The 13,005-nt window shown below is 66.6% G+C and carries 16 protein-coding genes; 7 read left to right on the forward strand and 9 right to left on the reverse strand.

The window, feature by feature from the left end:
- Positions 1-2 precede the first annotated feature (2 nt).
- Positions 3-902, forward strand: coding sequence for an ABC transporter ATP-binding protein (locus tag FJ311_09425; GenBank protein MBM3951660.1), 900 nt, complete (start codon positions 3-5; stop codon positions 900-902).
- Positions 903-935: 33 nt separating this feature from the next.
- Entirely contained in the window at positions 936-1,385 is a 450-nt protein-coding gene (gene cynS, locus FJ311_09430) for a cyanase (GenBank protein MBM3951661.1), read from the forward strand.
- A gap of 17 nt (positions 1,386-1,402) precedes the next feature.
- Here the strand turns inward: cynS and FJ311_09435 are convergent, their stop codons facing one another.
- The 3 genes from FJ311_09435 to FJ311_09445 are packed head-to-tail and all read right to left on the reverse strand — an operon-like array spanning position 1,403 to position 3,749.
- The gene (locus FJ311_09435) at positions 1,403-2,788 is read right to left on the reverse strand and encodes a sensor histidine kinase (protein ID MBM3951662.1); all 1,386 of its coding nucleotides are present in this window, start codon (positions 2,786-2,788) and stop codon (positions 1,403-1,405) included.
- Positions 2,785-3,441, reverse strand: a complete 657-nt coding sequence (locus tag FJ311_09440) for a response regulator transcription factor (GenBank protein ID MBM3951663.1) — start codon at positions 3,439-3,441, stop codon at positions 2,785-2,787. Before FJ311_09440 ends, FJ311_09435 begins: the two co-directional genes overlap by 4 nt.
- Positions 3,438-3,749 carry a peptidase gene (locus FJ311_09445; protein MBM3951664.1) on the reverse strand — a complete coding sequence of 104 codons (312 nt, stop codon included), beginning with the start codon at positions 3,747-3,749 and terminating at the stop codon, positions 3,438-3,440. The genes FJ311_09440 and FJ311_09445 overlap by 4 nt, the downstream gene beginning before the upstream one ends.
- A gap of 150 nt (positions 3,750-3,899) precedes the next feature.
- On the opposite strand from FJ311_09445, the gene FJ311_09450 reads away from it, so the two are divergent.
- The 3 genes from FJ311_09450 to FJ311_09460 all read left to right on the forward strand — a co-directional run bounded on the left by FJ311_09450 (position 3,900) and on the right by FJ311_09460 (position 5,593).
- Positions 3,900-4,196 carry a hypothetical protein gene (locus tag FJ311_09450; protein MBM3951665.1) on the forward strand — a complete coding sequence of 99 codons (297 nt, stop codon included), beginning with the start codon at positions 3,900-3,902 and terminating at the stop codon, positions 4,194-4,196.
- A 141-nt stretch (positions 4,197-4,337) separates the two neighbouring features.
- The gene (locus tag FJ311_09455) at positions 4,338-5,117 is read left to right on the forward strand and encodes a DUF1924 domain-containing protein (protein MBM3951666.1); all 780 of its coding nucleotides are present in this window, start codon (positions 4,338-4,340) and stop codon (positions 5,115-5,117) included.
- Positions 5,118-5,164: 47 nt separating this feature from the next.
- Entirely contained in the window at positions 5,165-5,593 is a 429-nt protein-coding gene (locus FJ311_09460; protein ID MBM3951667.1) for a cytochrome C, read from the forward strand.
- Here FJ311_09460 and FJ311_09465 read toward each other — a convergent pair.
- Entirely contained in the window at positions 5,590-6,090 is a 501-nt protein-coding gene (locus FJ311_09465) for a CinA family protein (GenBank protein MBM3951668.1), read from the reverse strand. The genes FJ311_09460 and FJ311_09465 overlap by 4 nt on opposite strands.
- Positions 6,087-6,614, reverse strand: a complete 528-nt coding sequence (locus FJ311_09470) for a phosphatidylglycerophosphatase A (GenBank protein ID MBM3951669.1) — start codon at positions 6,612-6,614, stop codon at positions 6,087-6,089. Before FJ311_09470 ends, FJ311_09465 begins: the two co-directional genes overlap by 4 nt.
- A gap of 216 nt (positions 6,615-6,830) precedes the next feature.
- On the opposite strand from FJ311_09470, the gene FJ311_09475 reads away from it, so the two are divergent.
- Together FJ311_09475 and FJ311_09480 are read left to right on the forward strand one after the other, a co-directional pair.
- Complete coding sequence (locus tag FJ311_09475) at positions 6,831-8,252, forward strand: hypothetical protein (GenBank protein ID MBM3951670.1); 1,422 nt, start codon at positions 6,831-6,833, stop codon at positions 8,250-8,252.
- Positions 8,236-8,691: a polymer-forming cytoskeletal protein gene (locus tag FJ311_09480; GenBank protein MBM3951671.1), complete on the forward strand. Its 456-nt coding sequence runs from the start codon at positions 8,236-8,238 to the stop codon at positions 8,689-8,691. Before FJ311_09475 ends, FJ311_09480 begins: the two co-directional genes overlap by 17 nt.
- Here FJ311_09480 and FJ311_09485 read toward each other — a convergent pair.
- The 4 genes from FJ311_09485 to FJ311_09500 all read right to left on the reverse strand — a co-directional run.
- The gene (locus FJ311_09485) at positions 8,688-9,686 is read right to left on the reverse strand and encodes a threonine/serine dehydratase (GenBank protein MBM3951672.1); all 999 of its coding nucleotides are present in this window, start codon (positions 9,684-9,686) and stop codon (positions 8,688-8,690) included. The two genes, FJ311_09480 and FJ311_09485, sit on opposite strands and share 4 nt — an antisense overlap.
- Complete coding sequence (locus FJ311_09490) at positions 9,664-10,626, reverse strand: alpha/beta hydrolase (GenBank protein ID MBM3951673.1); 963 nt, start codon at positions 10,624-10,626, stop codon at positions 9,664-9,666. Before FJ311_09490 ends, FJ311_09485 begins: the two co-directional genes overlap by 23 nt.
- Positions 10,527-11,219: a haloacid dehalogenase type II gene (locus FJ311_09495; GenBank protein ID MBM3951674.1), complete on the reverse strand. Its 693-nt coding sequence runs from the start codon at positions 11,217-11,219 to the stop codon at positions 10,527-10,529. The genes FJ311_09490 and FJ311_09495 overlap by 100 nt, the downstream gene beginning before the upstream one ends.
- A gap of 16 nt (positions 11,220-11,235) precedes the next feature.
- Positions 11,236-13,005, reverse strand: a 1,770-nt coding sequence (locus tag FJ311_09500; protein MBM3951675.1) for a lytic transglycosylase domain-containing protein, incomplete at its 5' end; no start/stop codon positions are given.

Genomic DNA, 13,005 nt, shown 5'->3' on the forward strand with positions numbered 1-13,005 from the left:
TCATGTCATCCGACCATCCCCGGCCGCTGGTTCGCGCCGAGAGCATCGCCAAAATCTACCAAGGCAAGGGCGGTGCCACCGCGGTCTTCGAGGACCTGTGGTTTTCAGTCCACGAAGGGGAATTTGTCTGCCTGATCGGCCATTCCGGCTGCGGCAAGACGACCATCCTCAACATCCTCGCCGGCCTCGACCGGTCGGATGCCGGCGCCGTTCTCGCCGGGGGAAGCGAAATCGACGGGCCGAGTCTCGATCGCGCGGTTATCTTCCAGAGCCATGCCCTGCTGCCGTGGCTGACCGTACTCGGGAATATCGCCTTCGCGGTGCGCTCGCGTTGGCCCGGTTGGCGGCGGGACAAAATTATCGAACAATGCCGGACCTTCATCGACCTGGTCGGTCTCAAGGGTGCCGAGGACAAGAAACCGGCGCAATTATCCGGCGGCATGCGTCAGCGGGTCGGGATCGCCCGAGCCCTCGCCATCGAGCCCAAAATGCTGCTCATGGACGAGCCGTTCAGCGCCCTCGACGCGCTTACGCGGGGCATGCTACAGGAAGAAATTCTGCGCATTTGCCGCGAGACACGCCAGACCGTTTTCATGATCACCCACGATATCGACGAGGCGATCCTGCTCGCCGACCGGATCATTTTGATGAGCAACGGTCCCGGCGCAGTGATCGCCGAAATCGTCGAAAACCCGCTGCCGCGCGAGCGCACCCGCCACGATATGCACCATCATCCACTCTATTACGCGACGCGCAACCATTTGCTCGATTTCCTGGTCAACCGCTCGCGCGATCTCGCCGGCTCGCGTCATGCCGATCCTCGTCATCCGCCGGTGATCCGACCGACCGCCGAACGACCCGTGCCCGTCGAACCGGTGTTAGCGCGCGCAGCCGCGCGATAAGTTTCATCATCACCCCAACCGGAGGAGGAGACCATGAACCGTTGCGAATTGACCGAGATCATCCGCGATGCGAAGCGCGCCAAGGGCCTCGGCTGGAATGAAATCTGCCGAAAAATCAATCCCAAGGCGTCACCGGTGCTGATCACCGCCGCGCTGCTCGGCCAGATGCCGTTAGAGAAAGCCGAAGCCAAAAAGGCCGAGCAAATTCTTGGACTGCCCAAAGGCTCGGCCGCACTGCTCGCCGAAATTCCCAATCGCGGATCGCTGCCGTCGGCGCCGCCGACGGATCCGACCATCTACCGCTTCTACGAATTGATCCAGGTCTACGGCACGACTTGGAAGGAACTGATCCATGAAGAATTCGGCGACGGCATCATGAGCGCCATCGACTTCGAGATGAAGATGGAACGCCTGCCGGACCCGAAGGGCGATCGCGTCAAGATCACCATGTCGGGCAAGTTCCTGCCCTACAAGCGTTACTGATCCGAACCCGCCGGACGTTAACGGTCCTCGGGCGGCCTGAGTTCGGCGCGGAGGCCGCCCAGATCCGACGACGTTCCGAGTTCGAGGCGCCAACCGTAGGCCTCCAGCACGTCGCGTACGATGGCGAGCCCGAGGCCGGCGCCGCCGCTTTGATCGAGGCGGCCGCCGCGGCGCATGGTTTCGCCGCGCGCGTCGAGCGCGATGCCGGGCCCGTCGTCCTCGACGACAATCGTTGACGGCGCAGCGCCCGCCGTGACCCGCACCCAGCCGTGCGCGTAACGCGCCGCGTTTTCCAGCAGGTTGCCGAGCACCTCGGCCAAGTCGGCGCGCTCGAAGGGCAGCGCGAGCGTTTCCGGCACCTGGTTCTCGAACCGCACCCGTTCGCCGTCCCCTGTGCGGGCGAGCGTCGCGATCAGCCCGGCGACCAGGGCCGCGACCTCGGTGCGGGCCGCGGCGCGGTCGCGCGCCGCGCCGCCGGCGCGCGCACGGGCCAGTTCGCGGTCGACATGGCGGCGCATGGTTTCCACCACCGCGTCGATGCCCACCGCGACCTCGGCTTCGCCCTTGGCGCGCAGACGGCGGGCGTCCGCCGCCAGGGCGGCGAGCGGAGTTTTCAACCCATGCGCCAGGTCGGCGGCGCGGTCGCGCGCGCGGGCCAACTGGCGTTCGCGCTCGGCAAGCAGGTCGTTGACCTCGTCGGCGAGCGGGCGCACTTCGGCCGGAACCGCCTCGGGCAGGCGCGCGGCGTCGCCGGCACGGATGCTGGCAACGGCGCGGCGCAACTGGGCGAGGGGAGAGAGCCCGAGCCCAATCTGCACCCACGCCGCCAGGGCGAGAACCGCCGCGAGCAGGCCGAGCGCGATCATCAATTCGGCGGCGAAGGATTCGCGTGCGCGTTCGATGCGCGTACGATCCGCCGCGACCGCGATCCGCACCGGCCGCCCCGCTGCCCCGTCGGATAGTTCGATCGTCCGTTCCGCGACCAGCAGGGGCCGCCCCTCGGGGCCGGCCGTGAAATGCTGGTGCAATTCGCCGGAGCGCGGGGTGTCGGGAGTGAGCGCGAGGCTGAAGTCCCAGAGCGAGCGCGAGCGCAACACGTCTCCTTCCGCGTCGCCGACCTGCCAATAAAGCCCCGACAGCGGGTCGCCGAAGCGCGGATCGGCAGGCGGGCGCGAAATGGTCAAGCGGCCGTCGGCGCCGATGTCGATTCCGCCCGCGAGCTGGCGGAGATGGGTTTCGATCTCTTCGGCCTGCACCCGGGTGACGTGGCGGTCGAATAGCAAGGCGATGGCAAAACCGGCCACTGCCAGCGCCAGCGCGATCGCCGCCGCGCCGCCCGCGACCAGACGCACGCGCAACGACGGCCCATGTACGTTTTTGGGCGCGTTCCTGGGCCCGTTCACGGAACGATGTACCCGAAGCCGCGCCGGGTTTCGATGAAATCGGCGCCGAGCTTCTTGCGCACGCGGCCGACCAGCACTTCGAGCGCGTTGGAATCGCGCTCGCGATCCTGGGCGTAGACGTGCTCGCTCAATTCGAACGGCGACACCACGCGGCCGCGATTGCGGAGCAGGCAGCTGACCAGCCGGTATTCGAGCGGCGACAGCGCGACCGGAACACCGCGCAGGCTGACCTTCATGCGCCGCTCGTCAAGCACCACGTCGCCCGCCGCCACCGTCGGCGCGGCGTGGCCGACCGAGCGGCGAATCAGCGCGCGCAGGCGCGAGAGCAATTCCTCCATGTGGAACGGCTTCGGCAGGTAATCGTCGGCGCCCTGGTCGATGCCCTCGACCCGTTCCGCCCAACTGCCGCGCGCGGTCAGGACCAGGACCGGCATGGTCCGCCCGGCCTCGCGCCAGCGCCGGAGCACGGAAAGCCCGTCCATGCCCGGCAGCCCGAGATCGAGGACGATCGCGGCGTAATCCTCGGTGTCGCCGCGGAACCAGGCGTCCTCGCCGTCGGCGGTGGTTTCGACCAGGTAGCCGGCATCCTCCAACGCGCGCCTGAGATCGGCGGCGATGCGCGGCTTGTCCTCCACCACCAGCACGCGGGTCATCGCTTGCCCTTTTCGCCGCCGAGGATGTCGCCGGTGCGCGCGTCGACGTAATACTTGACGCGTCGGCCGCGCGCGTCGAGCGCCTTGATCTCGTAGACCCACCGGCCGTGCTCGCGCTCCAGCTCGACGCCGACGATGTCGCCGCCGATCCGGTCGCGCAAGGACGAGAGAATTTCGGCAAGGGGGCGGATTTCGCCGCGTTCGACCGCGCGCCGGGCGGCGTCGTGATCGGAATCGGCAAGGCCGGTACCGGCGCCGAATAGCACGGCGGCAGAGATCAAGGCGAACAGGAATCGGGTCCGGGTCATGTCGACTTCCTTAAGCCCCATTCTCCGCCAACCAAGATAACAAATCGCTGACGCCGGCCGACAGGGGCAGGTTAGCGCCGCCGTGGCATGGTCGGGCGCAGGACAACCCGGGACACGGCGTTTCGGGACCCTTCACAGGAGAGACACGTCATGCTCGGCAAGATGATCGTCCACGGACTGGTCGCGACGGCGCTGATCGGCGCGGCGGCCGTCGCCTACGCCCAGATGACCGGCAACGCGGCCGCGCCTCAAACGACCCAGGTCCGGGAAGCGCCGGCCGAGGCCGTGCAGGAAAAGACCGAACGCCACCGCAGGGGCGACGACGACTACGGGAAGTACGGCAAGTACGAGTCGCGCGACAAGCACCGGGACCGCCATGAGTACCGTGAGCGCCGCGAAAACCGCGACCGCCACGAAGACCGCGGGCGCCGTTCACGCAACGACTAAGCGGCCCGACCGACGAGGAGACGCGTCATGACCTTCCGCCTGCCGCCCAAGATCGAGATCGCGCTGCTCAAGTTTTGGCACGCCTGGCTGGCGGGCTCGTTCCTGATCGCCTACGTCACCGCCGACGAAGACACCTACGCCATGCACTTGTTCGCAGGCTACGCCGTGTTGGCGGCGATCGCGGCCCGGCTGCTGGTGGGAGTCGTGATGTCGGTCGGAAGCCCGCTCGCGCTGCCGCGTCCTAGCGCGAAGGGTTTGGTGACGTGGCTGATCGAACGCAAAGGACGCAATCCCTTGTTCTCATGGTTCGCCGCCGTGCTGTTCGCGGTCATCGGCGTTTCCGCCGCGAGCGGCGCGCTCGCCGACGGCTGGACTTGGCTCGAGGACCCGCACGAGGCGGTTTCCGAACTGGCGCTCGGAGTCATGCTCGGCCATGTCGCCTTCGTCACCTTCATGTACGGCGGCAAGCGTCTGCTTATGCGGTTTTTCCGGCCACGCAAGGCCGTAACGCCGGCCGTGCTCGCGTGCGCGCTGCTCGCTCAGCCCGTCCTCGCCCAGGCGGGCGACGCGCGCCGCGATGCGATCCTCGCCGGTTATACCGTTCAGGCGCGCGCCGCCGATCCGTCGTTCGCCGGGTTTTCGGCCGAACGCGGCGAAAAGCTGTTTCGCGCGACCGCGAGCGGCGGAGATGCCCGCACGCCCGCGTGCACCTCCTGCCACACCGAAAATCCGCGCGCCACGGGCCGCAACGCGAAAACGGGGCGCGAGATCGAACCGATCGCGGTTTCGGCCAATCCCAAACGTTTCACCGACAAGACCGAGGTCGAGAAGCAATTCGGCCGTGACTGCAAGGGCGTGCTCGGGCGCGAATGTACGCCGCGCGAGAAAGGGGACTACATCACCTTCATGTTGGGGCAATGATCATGTTCCGAACCTACGCCGCCGCCGCGCTGGCCGCGATCGCGCTGATGTCGTCCGCGCACGTCGTTGCGGACGATCGGGTGCCGCCGGTTACCAACGACCTGGTGCGCAAGGAATGCGGCAAATGCCATATGGCGTTCCAGCCCGCGTTTCTGCCGGCGCGCTCCTGGAACCGGATGATGAGCGAGCTCGCCGACCACTTCGGCGAGAACGCTTCACTCTCCGCCAACAAGGTCGCGGCAATCCGGGCCTATCTCACCGCCAACGCCGCCGACGCCGCGCCCGGCAAGCTCGCCCGCAAGTACCTCCGCCGGATCGGTCCGGGTGAAACGCCCCAGCGTATCACCGACAATCCCGAATTCGCGCGCGAACACCGTTTTCCCGAGCGCGTGTGGAAAGATCCAAAAGTCGTCACCAAATCGAACTGTCCCGCCTGCCACCCGCGCGCCGAGCGGGGCGATTACGACGACGACTAACCCGCCATCTGGCGCAGCAGCAGCCGGAGCGCCGCCTCGGTCGCCTGGCGGCGTACCGCGTCGCGGTCGCCGGAAAAGACGTGGCGCTCGTGCAGCGTGGCGCGGCTCGTGCGCGCGCTGGCCATGTGCACGAGGCCGACCGGCTTGCCAGGAGTCGCGCCGCCGGGGCCGGCGATGCCGGTGACCGAGATAGTTACTTGGGCCGACGAGCGGGCCAGCGCCCCTTCGGCCATGGCGCGGGCGACTTCCTCGCTCACCGCGCCGAAGCTCGCAAACAGGTGCGGCGGCACGCCGAGCAATTCCTGCTTGGCGCGGTTGGTGTAGGTGACGAAGCCGCGCTCGACCACCGCCGACGCCCCGGAAACGGACGTAAGGCAAGCCGCGACCATCCCGCCGGTGCAGGATTCGGCGAGCGCCAGCATCAGCCCCGCGCCGCGGCAGGCGTCGAGCGTTTCCTCGGCGAGGGCGAGAAGCGGCGCGGGAAAGAGGGTGGTCATGGTCGCGCCAGCGCCGCCGCCGCGCCCCACAAAACAGCCGCCGCATAGGTGCCGGCAATCATATCGTCAAGCATGATGCCCAAGCCTCCGCCGACGCGACGGTCGGCCCATGACACCGGCCACGGCTTCCAGATGTCGAACAGGCGAAACAGGAAAAAACCGGCGGCATAAAGCAGCATGTCGTCCCCGGCGGGGATCAGCGCCAACCATTGTCCGGCTGCCTCGTCGATCACCACCGCTTGCGGATCGGCGGTTCCGGCGTGGCGGCGAAACGTTTCCGCCGCCCATACGCCGACGCCGAACAGGACCAGGGCGGCGACGAGCAGGCCGGCGGCCCCTCCCACATGGTGGATGCCGTAGGCGAACGGCACGGCCGCGAGCGAACCCCAGGTGCCGGGGGCCTTCGGCATCAGGCCAACGCCAAACCAAGTCGCCAAGTGCCATGCCGGATGGCGCGGTCCAAAACCGAGGGCCGCGGGTCCGCCGGAGGGTTTGGGCGCGCCGGAGGAATCGTTTGCGCTCATGCCAAAAGGATAGCGGCAGGAAACGGCGACCTCCAGTCGCGCGCTCCTCGCCACTGCCCTGAGCTTCGTATTCAACCCATTGAATTAAAATAATAAAAGACTCGGAATTGGAACCCGTTTTCGGCTCAGCTTGCACCAACCGAGAGGCTTGCCAGCCCTACGGGCTGTCGGTACGGTCCTCGGAATGTTCGCGGTCGGCGTGCCGGTTTCAAAACGGTGGCGCGCGCGCAAAAGACCGATTTCGAAATCGGCTCGACGCATCTCGGACAAAAAATCGAGGGAGACGTGCGCCAACCGGTCCGATTCCAAACCGCTGCCCAAAATAGCCCGACTTGGCGCGACCGCCTGCGCGCCGGCTACGACCGGGTCTTTCCGGAGCGTCATTTCATCGTCCGCACCGAGGGGCGCGTCGCGCACATGCGCGTCTCGCAGCATGCCCAGCTCGTGTTCGCTTTGTTCCTGATCGGGCTTGCCAGCTGGGGCGGCTTTGCCTCCTTCCGCTTCCTGATGCACACCCAGATCGTCGCCTTCAAGGACGAACAGATCGCCACCGCGCGTTACGCCTACCGCACGCTGCTTGGCGAAATCGCCGAATACCAGAAAAAATTCAACATGATCACGCGCGAGATCGAGGAGCACAACGTCTTCGCCGTCGCGCTTCAGGAGCAGAACGCGCTGCTTCAGAAGAACATCACTTCGGTCGAATCCCAGTTGCTCGCCACCGAGAAGGAACGCGAGCAGATGGCCCAAGCGCGCGAAAAGCTCCGTACCCAGCTGGTCCAGATCGAAAACAACATGCAATCCCTCGCCAGCCGCAATTTCACGCTCAAGGGGAATCTTCACCACACCGAAAAGGATTTGCAGACCGCGCTCGCCGAACGCAATCAGGCCATGTTCGAGGCGACCAACTTGCGTCGCCAGATGCGCGACACCGAAAATCGGCTCGCCAGCATCCGCGAAACGCAATTGGAATCCGTCCGCCAGCTCGCCGAACGTACTTCCGGATTCGTCGAATCGACCGAAAAGGTCCTTCAGATCGCCGGCATCGACGCGAACCAGCTGCTTGCGACACCCGACACCAAGAAGCGCACGGGCCAGGGCGGCCCCTTCATTCCGTTCAAGCCGCAGGCGGCGGCCGGCGACGAAGACGACCCGATCGCGTCCGAGATGGAAACGTTCTCGCACCAACTCGCGCGCTGGGGAGCCTTGCAGGACGCGATGGAGCGCGTGCCGCTCGCCGCGCCGCTCAGCCATTACTCGATCAACAGCCCTTTCGGCAAGCGCAAGGACCCCCTCAACGGCATGTGGAGCGCGCATTACGGCGTCGATCTCGCCGCGCCGAAAGCGACGCCGGTGCACGCGCCCGCCACAGGCACGGTCAAGATCGCCGGCTACCAGGACAAATACGGGTTATTGGTCGAAATCGACCATGGCTACGGCCTTCGTACGCGCTACGGCCACCTATCCAAGGTCAATGTCAAGAAAGGCGACAAAGTCACCTTCAACCAGGTCATCGGCCTAGTCGGAAACACCGGGCGCAGCACCGGCTCTCACCTGCACTACGAAGTCCTGTTCAAGGACAAGCCCAAGAATCCGATGAATTTCATCAAGGCCGGACGGCATGTTTTCAAAGAATAAGAAGCCGACGACCGTGGCCGCGCCGCCGCCCGCGCCGGCGCCATCCATCGTCAGCGCGGACATGCGCGTCGTCGGCGACATTTCCAGCCAGGGCGAGGTGCAGATCGACGGCACGGTCGAAGGCGACGTGCGCGCCAAGTCGGTCCTGATCGGCGAAAGCGCCGACATCAAAGGCGAAGTGCTCGCCGACGTGGTCCAGATTCACGGCCGCGTCAACGGATTGATCAAATCGCGCTCCGTCCACTTGGCCCGCACCGCGCACGTCGTCGGCGACATCCTGCACGAATCCATGTCGATCGAGAACGGCGCCTTCCTCGAAGGCCATTGCAAGTGCATGAACGAGCCGCGCGTATCCGCCAGTCCGGTGGGCGAGGCGACGCCGACGCCGCTCGCGCGCGTCACCGGCAAGGACGCTTCGATCGAAGCAAAGAAAATCTAAGCGAAGCGCTCCAGTGCGGTCCGAAACACCGCCGCTTCCACGTTGCCGCCCGAGCAGACCACGCACACCGTCTTGCCCCTGACCGGCAACGCGCCGGAGATCGCCGCCGCCAGTGCCACCGCGCCGCCCGGCTCCACCACCAGCTTGAAGTGGCGCCAGGCCAGCGCCATCGCCTTCATCACCGCGTCGTCGTCGACGTCGAGCGCGCCTTTCACCAAACGGCGGTTGATGGCGAACGTCATTACGCCCGGCGAGGGCGACAGCAGTGCGTCGCACAACATACTGCCGTGGCCGCCGGCGCGCTCGATTCGGCCCGACGCGAACGAGCGCTTCCAATCGTCCCAGCCCGCCGGTTCGACCGCCCACATCTCGGTGCCGGGGGATTCGGCGGCCAGGGCGATCGCCAACCCGGCCGTCAATCCGCCGCCGCCGCATGGTACCAGAACCGCGTCGAGCTTGATCCCGCGCGCGCGCGCCGCACGGGCTATTTCGAGCCCGCCGGTGCCCTGGCCGGCAATGATGTAAAAATCGTCGAACGGCCGCACCAGGGTCAGGCCGCGTTCGCGCGCGAGTTTTTCGCCGATCGCCTCGCGATCGTCCTTGAGGCGATCGTACAGCACCACTTCGGCGCCGTAGGCGCGGGTGTTGGCAATCTTCATCGCCGGCGCGTCCTTGGGCATGACGATCACGGCGGGCGCCCCAACCAGTTGCGCGGCGGCGGCGACCCCTTGCGCGTGGTTGCCCGACGAAAAGCCGACCACGCCGCGCCGGCGTTCGTCGGCCGAAAGCCGCGACACACGGTTGTAGGCGCCGCGAAACTTGAACGAACCGGTGCGCTGCAGCACCTCGGCCTTGATCAGCAGCCGGAAGCCGAGTTCGTCGTCGAGCAGCGGCGATTCCAGCAGTGGCGTCTCGAACGCGACGCCGTGCAGTCGACCGGCGGCATCCTTGACGTCGTCGTAAGCGGGCAGTTCAGAAGGGACGGAGGAATTCATCGATGGCTTCCTGGGCAAGGGGTTCGGACAAACTGGGCGCGTGGCCGACGCCGGGAACCGTCAGCCGTCGCGCATCGGGCAGCAATCGTCCCATACGCTCGAAGGCGTCGGCGTGCAGAACGTCGGACCGTTCGCCCCGCACCAGCAGCACCGGCGTCGCGCGGAGCGCCGCGAACAACGCCAGCAGGTTATAGCCTTCGGTTCCGTTGGCCAGCAACGGCTTGACCAGGCGCACGTCCCAATCGGGATAGAGCAGGCCGTCGTGGCTTTCGCGGTAGGTGGACTGGGCGATCTTGAGCCAGTCGCCGTCGGAATAGGCGGGCAGGTTGGGAAAATTCGCACGCAGCTTGGCCACCGCCGCAGTCCAATCGGCGAGCGGTCCGGCGTCCTGCAAGTAGGCAACGATGCGGTCGAGCCCCCGGATGCCGATTTCCGGCCCGACGTCGTTGATCACGGCGCCCGCCAGCGCGGTCGGCATCGCCACCGCCATGCCGGCGGCGAGGATTCCGCCCATTGACGTGCCGACCACCACCACCCGGCCAACCCCGGCGACGGCGAGCAGATGGCGGATGTCCTCGATATACGTGCGGGGGTGGTAATTGCGCCAATCGGGATCGTAATCGGATTGGCCGCGGCCGCGATAATCGGGGCACAGCACCCGCCGCGTCGCAGAGAGCCGCCGCGCCAGCGCCGCGAAGTCGCGCGAATTGCGTGAAAGGCCGGGTAGGCACAAAACCGGCGTGCACGGCGACAACGGGTCGCCTGAATCGCGAAAGTAAAGATTAAGCCCGTCGCTGCTGGTGAACCGCCGGTCGTGATAGGGTGGCGCGGAGGGCGCGGTCATATCCCGAGTAGTCGAGGAAGGTCGGCGAGGGCGCGCGCTTCGGCCGCGATTCGTCCCGGCATGTTCTCCCGCGGCGCGCCGGACCGGTTGATCCATACCGAGCGGAAGCCGAAATGCGCGCCGGCCCAGGCGTCCCAACTGTTGGAGGAGACGAAGCAGACTTTTGCCGGTTTGACCTTGAAGGCCTTGGTCACCAGCCCGTAGACCCGCGGATCGGGCTTGAAAATCCTGAGCCCGTGAACCGAGAGCACATGGTCGAGCAACCGATTCAAGCCCGCGCTGGCGGCGGCCGCGCGCAGCATGCCGGGCGAACCGTTGGAGAGGATCGCGGTCTTGAAACCCGCCTTGCGCAATGCGCGAAGCGTATCGACCGCGTCCGGGTAGGCGTCGAGGTCGCGGTACAAATTCATTAGCTTGCGGCGCAACGCCGGATTGCCCCCCATGCCGGTTGCCGCCAAAGCGTAGTCGAGCGCATCGCCGGTCAATTTCCAGAAGTCGGCATATTCGCCCATCAGGCTTCTCAGCCAAGTGTACTGCAGTTGCTTGGTGCGCCAGATATCGGCGAGCGGCCCCGACTTGTCGCCAAGGTCGTCGGCGCAGCGCCGGGCCGCCGCCGCCACGTCGAACAGGGTGCCGTAGGCGTCGAACACGCACGCCTCGATGCCGTGAAACGCGGAACTTTTTTTCATGCCGTCGTCCTTTATCCTAGCGTTTCAAATCCCGTTCGGCGATTTGCGCCTCATGCGAACCGCCGTTACCCTTGAGCCGGTAAACCTGGAGGTTTTCCAGGACCCGCTGAATGTAATTGCGGGTTTCCTCGAAGGGAATCATTTCGATCCAATCGACCGCCTGTTCGACCCCGGCGCGAGGATCGCCGTGGGCCTTGAGCCAGTCGCGCGCGCGCTTCGGCCCGGCGTTGTAGGCGGCGAGCGCCAGTACGTACGAGCCGCCGAATTCCGCGATCATGTCGCGCAGGTAGGCTTGACCCAGCCTGAGGTTGTAGTCCGGCTCCGCCAGGCGGGCGGGATTGTGGGAAATGTTGAGCGCGCGCGCCACCTCGCTCGCGGTCTTGGGCATCAGTTGCATCAGCCCCTTGGCCCCGGCGCTGCTGACGGCGTCGGTCTGGAACGCGCTTTCCTGGCGCACGACCGCGAAGACGAGCGGCGATTCCGGCGCATCGCGGCCTTTGCCGTCGGCAGACAATTTGGGCAGGTGCAGGACCGGATAACCGGAATCGGATAGCTCCACGCCGCTGCGGCTCGCGCGCTTGGCGACGTGGATCGCCAATTCCTCGCGCTGCAGCGCCCGCGCCAGGCCCGCGGCCATGCGCCGCCAGCCGGGCGTGTCCTTGACCTCCGCGATCTGAAGGACGAACGGCCGCACGTCGTCCTTGTAGCCGAGCGCGTGCAGAAGCCGGGCCGCGCGCACCAGTTCGTGCGCCTTGAAATCCTGGACCTCGCCCGAGGTCGGCTCCGGCTCGACCGGGAGCTTAAGGCGCGATTGCGCGCCGAGCTTCGCCGCCGCGAGCTGGCCGTAGAACACGGTCGGCTGAGTGGCAGCGGCGCGGTACCATTTTTCGGCTTCGGCCTCGTCCTTCATCGCTTCGGCCGCGCGCCCGATCCAATAGGCGCCGCGCGCCTTGCTGACCGGATAGACCACTGCCTCGTGCATTGCTTTGAAGTGTACAAGCGCGCTCGCCGGATCGTCGAGGAAGCGCAGCGCGATCCAACCGGCGAGCCATTCGGCGTCGGCGAACGGCGCCGATTGCCCCGGCGACAGGCCGTGGGCCTTGACCAGCCGGTAGGCGTCGCCCGCGTATCCTTCGCGCAACCCCCGCCGGGCGAGAACGGCGCGCTCCTGCCACCACAGATCGGCCCGTTCCAGATCGTTGGGCGGGTTGTCGAAGATCTCGCGTGCCTCCGAGTACTTGCCCTTGACCCGGCGCCAGCGCGCGCGCTCGTAAAGCAAACCGGGATCGCGCTGCAATTCCGCCGGCACGCGCGCGATCAGGCGATCGACGTTGCCTTGGCGGTGGCGCAGCATTAGGCGCGCCTCGGCCAGCGCGCGCTGGCCGGGATCGACCCGCCACATCAGGCGGCGGGCTTCTTCCACCTTGCCGTCCCACAGCAAACGGTCGAGGCGTCGGGCGTGGTCGTCTTTGCTCAGAAACTTGCCGTGACGTTTGAGAATTTCTTTTTCCAGCGCCTTGGAAAACGAGCCGGTGATCCAGGCGTCGCGGATCAGCGCCTTGCCGCGTTCGGTAGCGCCGGTCGCGATCAGCGCCTCTGCGTAGCGCACCCGTCCGATCGTGCTGCCCGGCGGGTGGCGGTGGAACCAGTCGAGCACCGCCGCGGGCGGTATGTCCGGCCCGATCGATTCCTCGACCCGGCGGCGGAGCTGGGTCTGCATCGGCCAATGATGGTTTTCCTCGTAGAAGCGGGCGACGCCGTAAAACGGCACCGCCACGCCTTCGCG

The sequence above is a fragment of the Rhodospirillales bacterium genome, assembly GCA_016872535.1.
In the GTDB taxonomy this organism is placed as follows: Bacteria; Pseudomonadota; Alphaproteobacteria; order Rhodospirillales; family 2-12-FULL-67-15; genus 2-12-FULL-67-15.